The 13,067-nt window shown below is 65.6% G+C and carries 11 protein-coding genes and 1 tRNA gene; 11 read left to right on the top strand and 1 reads right to left on the bottom strand.

Annotated elements, in window-relative coordinates:
- The first annotated feature begins 89 nt into the window (after positions 1 to 89).
- The 3 genes from ISP14_RS10115 (at position 90) to ISP14_RS10105 (ending at position 5,650) form a co-directional block, all read left to right on the top strand.
- The gene (locus ISP14_RS10115) at positions 90 to 1,499 is read left to right on the top strand and encodes a hypothetical protein (RefSeq protein WP_404539009.1); all 1,410 of its coding nucleotides are present in this window, start codon (positions 90 to 92) and stop codon (positions 1,497 to 1,499) included.
- 90 nt (positions 1,500 to 1,589) lie between these two features.
- A complete protein-coding gene (locus ISP14_RS10110) occupies positions 1,590 to 3,905 on the top strand; it encodes a transferrin receptor-like dimerization domain-containing protein (RefSeq protein ID WP_404539006.1) in 2,316 nt (771 codons plus the stop codon).
- Positions 3,906 to 4,012: 107 nt separating this feature from the next.
- Entirely contained in the window at positions 4,013 to 5,650 is a 1,638-nt protein-coding gene (locus ISP14_RS10105; protein ID WP_404539003.1) for an AAA family ATPase, read from the top strand.
- Positions 5,651 to 5,834: 184 nt separating this feature from the next.
- Here ISP14_RS10105 and ISP14_RS10100 read toward each other — a convergent pair.
- A tRNA-Arg gene (locus ISP14_RS10100) sits at positions 5,835 to 5,911 on the bottom strand.
- Between the two features lie 150 nt (positions 5,912 to 6,061).
- Between ISP14_RS10100 and ISP14_RS10095 the strand changes: the two genes are divergently transcribed.
- The 8 genes from ISP14_RS10095 to murB all read left to right on the top strand — a co-directional run bounded on the left by ISP14_RS10095 (position 6,062) and on the right by murB (position 12,882).
- Positions 6,062 to 6,913, top strand: a complete 852-nt coding sequence (locus ISP14_RS10095; protein ID WP_404539000.1) for an SPFH domain-containing protein — start codon at positions 6,062 to 6,064, stop codon at positions 6,911 to 6,913.
- A gap of 7 nt (positions 6,914 to 6,920) precedes the next feature.
- On the top strand, positions 6,921 to 7,106 hold the full coding sequence (locus ISP14_RS10090; RefSeq protein ID WP_404538999.1) for an Arc family DNA binding domain-containing protein: 186 nt from the start codon (positions 6,921 to 6,923) through the stop codon (positions 7,104 to 7,106).
- 253 nt (positions 7,107 to 7,359) lie between these two features.
- A complete protein-coding gene (amaB, locus tag ISP14_RS10085) occupies positions 7,360 to 8,892 on the top strand; it encodes an L-piperidine-6-carboxylate dehydrogenase (RefSeq protein ID WP_404538996.1) in 1,533 nt (510 codons plus the stop codon).
- Positions 8,893 to 8,964: 72 nt separating this feature from the next.
- Positions 8,965 to 9,258 carry a DUF4190 domain-containing protein gene (locus tag ISP14_RS10080; RefSeq protein ID WP_404538993.1) on the top strand — a complete coding sequence of 98 codons (294 nt, stop codon included), beginning with the start codon at positions 8,965 to 8,967 and terminating at the stop codon, positions 9,256 to 9,258.
- Positions 9,249 to 10,031 carry an SDR family NAD(P)-dependent oxidoreductase gene (locus ISP14_RS10075; protein WP_404538990.1) on the top strand — a complete coding sequence of 261 codons (783 nt, stop codon included), beginning with the start codon at positions 9,249 to 9,251 and terminating at the stop codon, positions 10,029 to 10,031. The genes ISP14_RS10080 and ISP14_RS10075 overlap by 10 nt, the downstream gene beginning before the upstream one ends.
- A 4-nt stretch (positions 10,032 to 10,035) precedes the next feature.
- The gene (locus ISP14_RS10070) at positions 10,036 to 10,803 is read left to right on the top strand and encodes a class I SAM-dependent methyltransferase (protein WP_404538985.1); all 768 of its coding nucleotides are present in this window, start codon (positions 10,036 to 10,038) and stop codon (positions 10,801 to 10,803) included.
- 2 nt (positions 10,804 to 10,805) lie between these two features.
- Positions 10,806 to 11,843, top strand: a complete 1,038-nt coding sequence (locus ISP14_RS10065; protein WP_404538981.1) for a quinone-dependent dihydroorotate dehydrogenase — start codon at positions 10,806 to 10,808, stop codon at positions 11,841 to 11,843.
- 10 nt (positions 11,844 to 11,853) lie between these two features.
- On the top strand, positions 11,854 to 12,882 hold the full coding sequence (gene murB, locus ISP14_RS10060; RefSeq protein WP_404539181.1) for a UDP-N-acetylmuramate dehydrogenase: 1,029 nt from the start codon (positions 11,854 to 11,856) through the stop codon (positions 12,880 to 12,882).
- The last annotated feature ends 185 nt before the right edge of the window (positions 12,883 to 13,067 follow it).

Here is a 13,067-nt window from a genome sequence, read left to right as displayed (position 1 = left end):
GTGACCCATTCCGGAGGCCGCCACGGGACAGCCTCCGGCCAGGCTGGTAAAACGGCAGGCGGCGGGGCTGTCCCTCCCCGAGGTAGCCGATGTTCCCTCACCGTCGCCTGCTAGTCCTGTTCGTCTGCGCGTCGCTGGCGTGCGCGCCGCGTGCCGCCTCCGCCCAGACGCCGGCCCAGGCACCGGCCCAGACAGCGGAACAGTGGCAGGCGCCGCAGCTCGCCGCGGCCAGCAAGTCCGAACGGATCATGGCTGCGGCAAACCGGCGCCAGGGACCACTCGCGCAATACCAGGTGATGCGCAACGCCTTCAACGAGGACAAGTCACCGGCATTCCGGCTGATCTTCAGCCAGTACGTCAGCTGGTACCAGAGTTTCATCGGCGACTATCCGGACGCAGCGGCCAGCTTCTCCATCAAGCAGGTGCCCGAACAGGATGACAGCCCCTCGCCACTGAACCTGTCCGACTACCACGCCCATCCGGCGCTGGCGACGATCCCGCAGCTGGCGAAGCCCTACCCCATCGTGCTGCTCAACGAGGCCCACAACGTGGCGCTCACCCGCAGCCTCACCGTGCAGTTGCTGGGCCGGTTGCGCGAGGAGGGTTTCGACTACTTCGCCGCCGAGACGCTGTACCAGACCGACACCGGCCTGCAGACGCGCGGCTACCCCGTCGACAAAAGCGGCTTCTATACCGAGGAGCCGGTATGCGCCGAGATGGTCCGCACCGCCTTGAAGCTGGGTTTCAAGGTGGTCGCCTACGAGGCCGGCCCCAACGCCACCGGCGACGCGCGCGAGGCCGAGCAGGCGCGCAACCTCTACGAGGCCGTGTTCAAGCGCGATCCCAAGGCACGACTGGTGGTCGATGCCGGTTACGGGCACATCGTGAAGTCCGGCCGTTACCTCGAGGGCTCCTCGATGGCCGAACACTTGTACAAGCTTACCGGCCTGCCGATGCTGTCGGTCGAGCAGACCATGCTTTATCCGCACGCACTCGCCAGCGACGACCACCCGATCTACGCTGCCGTGATGGAACAGCTGCATCCTGACGTGCCGATCGTGTTCACCAGCACCGCAGACAAGCCCTGGTCATTGCACCCGGGCTATGACGTCAGCGTATTCTTCCCGGCTATCCGCCCGGTGCACGGCCGGCCCGACTGGCTGGGCCTGGGCGGTTTGCGCCGCCCCACGTTCGTCGACGGCTCGCGCTGCCAGCAGCACTTCCCCTGCCTGGTCGAGGCGCGCTACGCCGACGAAAGCGACGACGCGATCCCGGCCGACCGCATGGTGCTGGACCGGGCTCCGCTGGTCGGCACGCTCGACATGCTGGTGACGGCCAACGTGCAAGGCGTGCCAGGCTCCGATCTCTACCTGCGCCCCGGCAAGTACCGCCTGCGCTTCAGCGCCGAGAACGGCGATCCGCTCTACCACCGGAACATCACCGTGCCGGCGAAGGGTGGCAACGGCGACCCGGCCGCTAAGCGCCCGGGGCAGCACTAGTTGACGCAAGCCTGCCAACCCGGCGTACTGCGGCGCTATGGCAGCGGCTGACCGGCCGCCACGCTACACGTCGCGAAGGAGAGTCCCTGCATGATCCACCCGACCGTCCGCCCGGCACTGGCCCTGGCCTGCTTGCTGCTCAGCTTCACCGGCGCTGCCGCCCTGCCAGCCGACCCGTTGTCACCCGCTGGCGGCATGCTCGGTTTCACCGCCGACGGCGCCACGCAGCAGCAAAGCCTGGAACAGCGCTTCGACGCCTTGCTCGATCCCGCCGACCAGCGCGCATGGCTGAAGCAGATGTCCTCGCAGCCGAACCAGGTGGGCGCGCCGCACGACAAGGCGAACGCCGAGTTCATGCTGGCGAAATTCCGCGAATGGGGCTGGGATGCGCACATCGAGACCTTCGACGTGCTCTACCCCACGCCGAAGAAAGTGGCGCTGTCGCTGCTCGGGCCCAAGCCGTTCACCGCGAAGCTCAGCGAGCCGCCGCTGCCCGGCGACGCCACCTCCTCGATCCGCGAAGGCACGCTGCCGCCTTACAACGTCTACGGCGCCGACGGCGACGTCACCGCGCCGCTGGTCTACGTCAACTACGGCATGCCGGACGACTACAAGGCGCTGGCCCGGCGCGGCATAGCCGTGAAGGGCAAGATCGTGATCGTGCGCTACGGTGGCGGCTGGCGCGGCCTGAAGCCGAAGCTCGCGCAGGAACACGGCGCGGTGGGCTGCCTGATCTACTCCGATCCGCGCGATGACGGCTACTACCGCGGCGACGCGTATCCGGACGGCGGCTGGCGCCCCGCCGACGGCGTGCAGCGCGGCTCGGTGGCCGACATGCAGGTCTACCCCGGCGATCCCACCACGCCCGGCTACGGCTCGGTCCCCGGCGCGAAGCACCTCGCGTTGAAAGACGCGAAGACGCTGATGAAGATCCCGGTGCTGCCGATCTCCTACGCCGACGCCACGCCGCTGCTCGCCTCGCTGGGCGGCCCGGTGGCTCCCGCCGATTGGCGCGGCGCCCTGCCCCTCAGCTACCACGTCGGCCCGGGCACCGCGAAGGCGCACCTGGTCGTCGAGTCAAACTGGGACCGCAAGCCGGTCTACGACGTGATCGCCACGCTCAAGGGCACCACCGAACCAGACCAGTGGATCGTCCGCGGCAACCACCACGACGGCTGGGTGTTCGGCGCCTGGGACCCGCTCGCCGGCAACGTGGCGCTGATGGCCGAGGCCAAGGCGATCGGCGCCCTGTACAAGCAGGGCTGGCGGCCGCAGCGCACCCTGGTCTACGCCAGCTGGGACGGCGAAGAGCCCGGCTTGCTCGGCTCAACCGAATGGGCCGAAACGCACGCGCAGGAACTGCAGGCCAAGGCCGTGCTCTACGTCAACTCCGACACCAACGGCCGCGGCTTCCTCGGCGCCGGCGGCAGCCATTCGCTGCAGCACCTGGTAAACCAGGTCGCCGCCGGTGTCGCCGATCCGGAGACCCACGTCAGCGTGCGCGAGCGCCGGCGCGCCCACATGCTGGTGGACGGTGCGGCCAAGGGCGTGGACCCGGAGGCCAAGGAAAACGCCAGACTGGCCGCCGCCGGCGGCGACCTGCCGATCGACGCATTGGGCTCGGGCTCCGACTACAGCGCCTTCCTCGAACACCTGGGTATCGCCTCGCTGGATCTCGGTTTCGGCGGCGAGGACGACAACGGCGGCGTGTACCACTCGCGCTACGACTCGTTCGACCACTACGTGCGCTTCGGCGACCCCAGCTTCGAATACGGCGTGGCACTGTCCAAGGTCGCCGGCCACATCGTGCTGCGCACCGCCGATGCCAGCGTGCTGCCGCTGCGCTTCGGCGACTTCAGCGACACGCTGGACCGCTACATGAAGCAGCTGCACGAACTGGTCGCCGACACCCGCAAGGCCACCGAGGAACAGCACCACCTGCTCGACCTGCACGCCTACGCGCTGGTCAACGACCCTACCCGCCCGCTGGCGCCGCCCGCGCGTGACTCCGACGTGCCGGCGATCGACCTCGCACCGCTGGACCATGCCGCGCAAAAGCTGAAGCAGAGCGCGCAAGCGTACGAAACCGCCTACCACGCCCGCGCCGCCAGCGGACTCGACCTCAGCGACGCCCAGCGCAGCACATTGAACGCGCTGATGGGCCGCATGGAACAGTCACTCGCCAGCCCCGACGGCCTGCCTGACCGCACCTGGTTCCGGCACATGATCTATGCGCCCGGGATGCTCACGGGTTATGGCGTGAAGACCGTGCCGGGTGTCCGCGAGGCGCTGGAGGCGCGGCGGTGGGATGAGGCGGATCGGTATGCCGTGATCACGGCCAAGGTGCTGGATGGGTATCGGGCGCAGCTTGATCGGCTCACTGGGATGCTGAAGCAGGCACGTTGAACATAGTCGTGGAATCCATTTAACCTGGATCATTTTGAGGCGCAACTTGAATCAACCACCAAATGGCGCAGATGTGTCATATTGACGTGGCGGAAGGAAAACCCACAATGAAACTGGCATCTGCACACATTCAAGATTTCAAACGCTTTACGGATCTAACAATCACAAACGTGCCGGCCAAAGCTAAGCTGGTGGTACTTGTCGGACCAAATGGCGCTGGAAAAACTTCGCTGTTCGAAGCATTCAACTACTGGGTCTCCATTGCGAGGCAGCAGTACAACAATTTTGACGCCCTATACCATGCCAAGGCAGGGCGCCCCGTCGTCACGGATTGGTCTCAGATGTTGCAGAAAATTGATCTGCAATTTCACGACACGCAACAAATCAACCCTCAAGCTCATTCGCAACAATCCATTAAGTCGTTCTACATTAGATCTGCATATCGGCACGAGCCTGACTTCACAGTAAATCAGTTGAACCGAGCCGATGATATGCTCCTCGACAGTCGCAGGCCTCCGAAGTTGATAATTGGCGAGGCTCGCGTCTCTGACAATTACCAGCGCATAGTGTCAGCGAGCGTAGAAGCCCTATTTAATCCCTCGAACCAGAGCACAACAGCTGGCCAGATTGTGGACCGGCTTATCGGCCGTATAAGAGAAGGGATCGGCCGCGTGTTCGATGACCTCAGCTTGGACGGGCCAGGCAGACCTATGCAAGACGGATCTTTTTTCTTTTCCAAGGGCGCAAGCACGGGTTACCACTACAAGAATTTATCTGGCGGAGAGAAGGCCGCGTTTGATCTTCTCTTGGACTTCATAGTGAAGACAGAAGTTTTCGATGACTCAATCTTCTGCATCGATGAACCTGAATTGCATATGCACACACGCTTACAAAGTCAATTGCTCGATGAGCTTTTGCGACAGATACCGACCCACTGCCAACTTTGGCTCTCCACGCACTCCATCGGCATGATGCGACGCGCAATGGAATTGCACCGCGCGAATCCCGATGAAGTGGTTTTTCTCGACTTCGGAGCATTCGATTTCGACCAGCCAACTGTGATGAAGCCAGCAGTGATCGACAGAACTTTCTGGAAGAAGATGTTTGCCGTGGCGCTGGACGATCTTTCAGAACTTGTATCGCCAAAGCAGATCGTCTTCTGTGAAGGCCGGCGGGAATCTGGTGGTAGCCGAAGTACATCAACCTTTGACGCCGCGGTATACCGCACTATCTTTGGAGCTCTTCACCCTGATACCGAATTTGTTCCACTTGGCGGAACAAGTGAGTTAGATAGGGATGCTCTATTACTTAGCACCGTCCTGACACAAATGCTTCCAAGTATACGTACATGGAAGGTGTTCGATCGCGATGACAGAAGTGCTGCGGAGATAACTGAACTCAATGCCTCTGGAACACGCGTCTTAGCTAGACGAGATCTTGAGAGCTACCTCTGGGATGACGAAATTCTTTCCGAACTCGCAGCAGCTTCCGGGCGCGCATCGGAGACCCCGGCCCTTGTCGCCGAGAAGAAACGGCTGATCGATCAACTCCCGCAACTAGGAAAACCTGTCGACGACATCAAGGCTATAGCTGGTCAAATGTATAACGAATGCAAGAGACGCCTTCAGTTGACGCAGTGTGGGAATAACGCAACTGACTTCGCACGAATTACTCTAGCCCCGCTGGTCAAGCCGAACACCCGAACATACTCTGAACTTGAAACTGCCGTCTTCGGAAGTATTTAACGGCAGAAGTCAGCGCCTATACGAGGCCTCTAGGCACAATCCAACAAATTGATCGACATGTGCGCTGGTCGCCCTATCGACAGACTTCGCCCATGTAGCGCGACGCTCACTAACCAACTCTGACGTCAATGGCAGCCTCGAAACACCAACGCCAAAGGCCGGCTTTCGCCGGCCTTTGCGCATCTGGTGACCCCGGCGCGATTCGAACGCGCGACCTTCCCCTTAGGAGGGGGATGCTCTATCCAGCTGAGCTACGGGGCCATAGCCGACAAGCATAGCAAGATTGCCGATCGCCACGGCAGCGCTGGAACCGTGATCGTCCGAGCGCGCCCCGCCGCCGCGTCCCTGCGCGCCCTCTTGAAGTAGATATCATTTTGATATCTACTAGCCGCAGCCTAAGGAGGATCACCCATGAACGAACGCAAGGGTTCTTCGGTCGCCGGCATTCCGGTTGTCGGACTCTGTGTGCTGGTGGCCATCGCCGGCCTCATCCTGCTGCTCTCCCGCAGTCCGTACGCAGTGCTCGGCGTCCTGCTGGGGGTGCTCGACGTCTTTCTGCTCAAGGGTTTCTTCCAGGTCGCGCCCAACACCGGACAGGTGATGCAGCTGTTCGGCAAGTACACCGGCACCGTCCGCGAGGAAGGCCTGCGCTGGACCAATCCGTTCTATGCCAAGCGCATGATTTCGCTGCGCGTGCGCAATTTCGAAAGCAGTAAGCTGAAGGTCAACGACAGCGACGGCAATCCGATCGAGATCGCCGCAGTGGTGGTGTGGCAGGTGGTGGACACCGCCGAGGCGGTGTTCTGCGTGGACGACTACGAGAACTACGTGCACATCCAAAGCGAGTCGGCGCTGCGGCAGATGGCGCAGAGCTATCCCTACGATGCCCACGACAGCGGTCAGCCCTCGCTGCGCAGCCACGGCGACGATATCAACACGCACTTGCGCGACGAGATCCAGGCCCGGCTGGGCAAGGCCGGTGTCGAGGTCACCGAGGCGCGCATCAGCCATCTCGCCTATGCGCAGGAAATCGCCCAGGCCATGCTGCAACGGCAGCAGGCCAGCGCCATCGTCGCCGCCCGCACACGCATCGTGGAAGGTGCGGTAGGCATGGTCGGCATGGCGTTGGAGGAGCTGCGCAAGCAAGGCGTGGTGGAACTGGACGAGGAGCGCAAGGCCGCGATGGTCAGCAACCTGCTGGTGGTGTTGTGTGGCGAGCGCGGCACCCAGCCCGTGCTCAACACCGGCACGCTGTACAACTGACGGCAGCATGGCTGGCGAAAAGAAAGCCTATCCACTGCGTATCAGCGCTGCTGTCCTGGAGGCGATGCAGCGCTGGTCGGATGACGAGCTGCGCAGCCTCAATGCCCAGATCGAATACGTGCTGCGCGACGCGCTGCGCAAGTCGGGACGACTGAAGCCGGGCAAGTCCGCACCGGTCGAGGACGACGACTGAGCGAACGACGGCGGCCCGACCCGACTTCCGGAGCCCGGCCCTGTGCCCGCAGCAGGAACGCCGCCCTCGTCCCCGCCACATGCCCCCTGAAGCACCGGGCGCCGCGGACGCCTGCGCACCCCGGCCACCCTATGGGCGCGGACGGCCGCCCCGGCATAGATCGCCGCCCGCTGCAAACCGGGGACACGGCCTCCCCTGCTAGAATCCCCCTTTTGAAACGGGGCGCCTACGCGCGTCCGGCACTGGAGTCCGCATGTCCCACAGCATCCTCTCCGCGCTCGGCCTGGCCGAGACGAATTCTGGTACCTACCTCGGCAACGGCGAATGGTCGAAGACCAGCGACGCCGGCGTGCTGGAGCCGGTGAACCCGACCACCGGCGAGGTGCTGGGCCGCGTGAACGCTTCCTCGCAGGCCGACTACGACGCCATCGTCGAGCGCGCCCAGGCCGCCTTCAAAGTGTGGCGCACCACGCCGGCGCCGCGCCGCGGCGAGGCGATCCGCCTGTGCGCCGACGCGCTGCGCACGCACAAGGATGCGCTGGGCTCGCTGGTGGCGCTGGAGATGGGCAAGTCCAAGCCGGAAGGCGACGGCGAAGTGCAGGAGATGATCGACATCGGCGATTTCGCCGTGGGTCTGTCGCGCCAGCTGTACGGCCTGACCATGCACAGCGAGCGCCCCGGCCACCGCATGTACGAGCAGTGGCACCCGATCGGCCTGGTCGGCATCATCAGCGCGTTCAACTTCCCGGTCGCGGTGTGGGCGTGGAACAGCTTCATCGCGGCGATCTGCGGCGACATCAGCATCTGGAAGCCCTCGCCCAAGACCCCGCTGTCCGCCATCGCCTCGATGAAGATCTGCAACGAGGCGCTGAACAAGGCCGACTTCCCCGACCTGTTCTTCTTGTTCAACGACGCCGGCAGCGCGCTGGCGCAGCAGTTCGTGGACGACAAGCGCATCGGGTTGATCTCGTTCACCGGCAGCACCAAGGTGGGCCGCCAGGTCGGCGAGCGCGTGGCGCAGCGCATGGGCCGTTCGCTGCTGGAGCTCGGCGGCAACAACTGCATCATCGTGGACGAGACCGCCGATCTTAAGCTGGCAATCCCGGCCATCGTGTTCGGCGCGGTCGGCACCGCCGGCCAGCGCTGCACCACCACGCGCCGCCTGATCGTGCAGGAGTCGGTGTACGACGAGGTGCTGGCCAAGCTGATCACCGCGTACAAGCAGGTGGAGGGCAAGATCGGCGATCCCACCGACCCAGCCAACCTGATGGGCCCGCTCAACAGCAAGGAAGGCGTGGCCGCCTATCTCGACGCCATCGCCAAGGCCAAGGCCGCGGGCGGCAAGGTGGAAAGCGGCGGCGCCGCGATCGAGCGCCCCGGCAACTTCGTGTTGCCGGCCATCGTCACCGGCCTCACCAACGACGCCGAGATCGTGCAGCACGAGACCTTCGCGCCGATCCTGTACGTGATGAAGTACCGCGACATCGCAGACGCCATCGACATGCAGAACGCGGTGCCGCAAGGCCTGTCGTCCTCGATCTTCACCACCAACCTGAAGCGCGCGGAAGCCTTCCTGTCCGCTGCCGGCAGCGACTGCGGCATCGCCAACGTCAACATCGGCACCTCGGGCGCGGAGATCGGCGGCGCGTTCGGTGGCGAGAAGGAAACCGGTGGCGGCCGCGAGTCGGGTTCGACGGCGTGGCAGGCCTACATGCGCCGCCAGACCAACACCATCAACTACTCCGATTCGCTGCCGCTGGCGCAGGGCATCAAGTTCGACCTGTAACGCAGTACCCCTGCAGCGCCCCGGCACCGGGGCGCTGCGACGCCGACCCGCACCTCGCAAGGGACGTACGCCATGAGCTATCAGCCTCCTGCAAGCCGCAGCACCAATGCGCTGGCCGTGGTCAGCCTGGTGTCCGGCATCTCGGCCTGGTGCATGTTCCCGGTGCTGGGGGCGATCATCGCCGTGGTCTGCGGCCATCTCGCCCGCGGCGAAATCCGCCGCGCGCCACCGGGCAGCATGGAGGGCGACGGCATGGCTGTCGCCGGCCTGGTGCTGGGCTATCTGCAACTGGCGTTCGGCGTACTCTTCATCATCGTAGCCATCGGCTTCGTCTTCCTCGGCCTCAGCCTCCACGCATGGCACTGACCGTGCCGGATGCGCCCGGAGCGTTCGATTTCCGCGGCTGGCGCATCGTCGTTGCCGGCGGCAGCAAGGGCATCGGCCGCAGCATCGCGCTGGGTTTCGCCCAGGCCGGCGCGTCGGTGTCGGTCTGCGCGCGCGGCGCCGCGGCGTTGAAAGCCGCCCATGACGACATCGCCGGCTTCGGCCACCCGACGCACTCCGCCAGCTGCGATCTTGGCGACGATGCCTCCATCGCCGCCTACATCGACGACGCCGCCGATGCGCTGGGCGGCATCGACGTACTGGTGAACAACGCCTCGGGCTACGGCTTCAGCGAAGACGACGCGGCCTGGCTGGCGAATTTCAACATCGACCTGATGGCCGCGGTTCGCGCCTCGCGCTGCGCGCTGCCGCATCTGCAGGCCTCGCCGCACGCCTGCATCCTGCACACCAGCTCGATCGCTGCCTTTCATCCGCGCCGCAACGGCTCCGCCTACGCCGCGATGAAGGCCGCCCTCAGCCACTACACCACCTCGCAAGCCCTGCAGCTCGCCGGCCAGCGCATCCGCGTCAACGCGATCGCGCCCGGCTCCATCGAATTTGCCGACGGCTTGTGGGACAGGCGCAAGCGCGACGAACCCGGGCTGTACGCCGCCACGCTGGCGAAGATCCCGTTCGGCCGCTACGGCACGCCGGAGGAGATCGCCCACCCCGCGCTGTTCCTCGCTTCGCCCTACGCCGGCTGGATCACCGGCCAGACACTGTGCGTGGATGGCGGCCAGGGGCTTTCGGGGTGACGCCATGAACAAGCTGCACAGCACCGAACGCTTCAGCGACCGCGTTGCCGACTACGTGCGCTATCGCCCCGACTACCCCGTCGCGATGCTCGACTGGTTGCATCGCGAGCAAGGCGTTGCGCCTGCATGGAAGGTGGCCGACGTGGGCGCCGGCACCGGTATCTCCTGCCAGCTGTTCCTCGACGCCGGCCACGAGGTGACCGCGGTGGAACCGAACGCGGCGATGCGCGAGGCCGCCGTCGCCTGGCTGGGCGGCAACCCGCGCTTCCGCGCCATCGATGGCACCTCCGATGCCACCACGCTGCCCGACGCCAGCGTCGACCTGGTCACGGTGGCGCAGGCTTTCCACTGGTTCGACCCGGCCAGCACGCGGCGCGAGTTCGCGCGCATCCTGCGCCCCGGCGGCCTTGCCGCGATCTTCTGGAATTCGCGCCGACTCACCGGCACGCCCTTCCTCGAAGGCTACGAGGCGCTGCTGCTGCGCTACGGCACCGACTACACCAGCGTGGCCGAGCGCTATGCGGACGACGACAGCATGCGCGCGTGGTTCGGTGCCGGCTGGCGCGGCACGGCACGCTTCGAACACAAGCAGTTGCTGGATTTCGACGGCCTGCGCGGGCGTCTGATGTCCTCTTCCTACGCACCGAAACCCGGTCATTCGCAGCACGGACCCATGCTCGCCGCCTTGCGCGAGCTGTTCGACCGCTGCCAGCGAAATGGCCGCATCAGCTTCGACTACGACACGCGCATCATCGTCGGCTCCCTGGATTGAATATGTACGACCTGCTCCGCCCGCTGCTGTTCGCACTGGATGCCGAAACCGCGCACGGCCTCACCTTGTATGGCCTGGACGTGGCCCATCGCAGCGAGTTGATGCGCTTCGTCGCCAAGCCCGCCGGCGAACTGCCGATGGAAGCCTTCGGCATACGCTTTCCCAACCCCGTCGGCCTCGCCGCCGGCCTGGACAAGAATGCCGACCATCTCGACGCGCTGGGGGCGCTGGGCTTCGGCTTCGTCGAGGTGGGCACGGTGACGCCGCGGCCGCAGGCCGGCAATCCCAAGCCGCGGCTGTTCCGGCTGCCGCAGCACGAAGCCATCATCAATCGCATGGGCTTCAACAACGCCGGCGTCGATGCGCTGGTGCGCAACGTGGAGCAGTCGAGTTACCGCGGCGTGCTCGGTATCAACATCGGCAAAAACAAGGACACGCCGAACGAGCAGGCGGTGGACGACTACCTGCTGTGCCTCGACCGCGTGTACGCCCGCGCCAGCTATATCACGGTGAACATCTCGTCGCCGAACACGCAAGGCCTGCGCGACCTGCAGGAAGAAGCCACGCTGCGCCGCTTCATCGACACGCTGCGCGAGCGGCAGGAACAACTCGGCTCGCAGAGCGGCGCGCGCAAGCCGATGTTGTTGAAGATCGCACCCGATCTCTCCGAACACGAACAGGACGGTGTCGCCGAAGCCTTGCTGGCCAGCGGCATCGACGGCGTGATCTGCACCAACACCACCGTCGACCGCGCCCTGGTCGCGAACGACCCGAACGGCCACGAGACCGGCGGGCTGTCCGGCAAGCCGCTGCTCGCGCTCGCCACCGATGTACTGCGCGGCATGCGCCAGCGCCTGGGCGAACACATGCCGATCGTGGGCGTGGGCGGCATCCTCGGCGGCGATGACGCGGCGGAAAAACTGGCTGCCGGCGCCAACCTGGTGCAGATCTATTCCGGGCTGATCTACCGCGGCCCGCGCCTGATCGCCGAATGCGTGGACGAGATCCGCCGCCAACAGGAAAACCGGCATGCCGGCTGAGCGCATCGACATGGGCGGCTACACGCTCACCGAAAACGCCCCGCTCGCCAGCCGCAACACGCTGCGCGTGAACGCTCGGGCGAAGCTGCTGGCCGAACTGCGCGACGCCAGCAAGCTGCCCGAGCTGCTGGATTTCCCAGCCGTGCGCAGCGCGCCGCTGCTGGTGCTGGGCGAAGGCAGCAACCTGCTGCTCGCCGGCGACTTCGACGGCACCGTGCTGGCGATGGAAACCCGCGGCGTGCAGGTGGAACAAGATGGCGACACCGCACGCATCGCGGTGGCCGCCGGCGAACGCTGGGACGACTTCGTGCGCTGGTCGCTGGGCCAGGGCTACGCCGGCCTGGAAAACCTGATCCTGATTCCCGGCACGGTGGGCGCCGCGCCGATCCAGAACATTGGCGCCTACGGCACCGAAGTGGCCGAGTTCATCGAAAGCGTGGAAGCCTGGGACACCCGCGAGCGCCGCGTCGCCCAGCTCGACCGCGCCAGCTGCGCGTTCGGCTACCGCGACTCGCTGTTCAAGCACGAGCCCGGCCGCTACATCGTCACCGCCGTGCGCTTCGCCCTGCCCCGCTCGCGCGAACTGCGGCTCGACTACGCGGGCATCCGCGAGGAGCTGGCGCGCATGGGCGTGGCCCGGCCCGCGCCGTTCCACGTCGCCGAAGCCGTGGTGCACCTGCGCACGCGCAAGCTGCCCGACCCCGCGGTGATCGGCAACGCCGGCAGCTTCTTCAAGAATCCGGTGGTCGGCGCGGCACAGGCCGAAGCGCTCAAGCGCGACCACCCGGAACTGCCGGCGTGGCCGCAAGCCGATGGCCGCAGCAAGCTCTCCGCCGCGTGGCTGATCGAGGCCGCCGGCCTCAAGGGCAGCCGCGACGGCGACGCCGGCATCTCCAACCGCCATGCCTTGGTGCTGGTGAACCACGGCCACGCCAGCGGCGGCGAGCTGTGGGCCTTCGCGCAACACGTGATCGCCACCGTGGCGGCGAAGTTCGGCGTGCGGCTGGAGCCGGAGCCGGTGGTGGTCGGCGCGCGCTGAGCCACTGCTGTCGGGGATATTTCGCGAGCGCTCTTCTCCCCTCTCCCTCCGGGAGAGGGGCTGGGGGAGAGGGTTCGGGCGAAGCGCGTTGCTGGCGTCTTGCGCAAGTCACCGTCATCTCGCTCTGCCCGAACCCTCTCCCGCCCTTCGGGCACCCTCTCCCGGAGGGAGAGGGATTCACTCGT

Origin of the sequence: Dyella agri, from assembly GCF_044904705.1 — a bacterium.
GTDB lineage: Bacteria > Pseudomonadota > Gammaproteobacteria > Xanthomonadales > Rhodanobacteraceae > Rhodanobacter_A > Rhodanobacter_A agri.
This window is presented reverse-complemented; position numbering and strand designations above follow the sequence as displayed.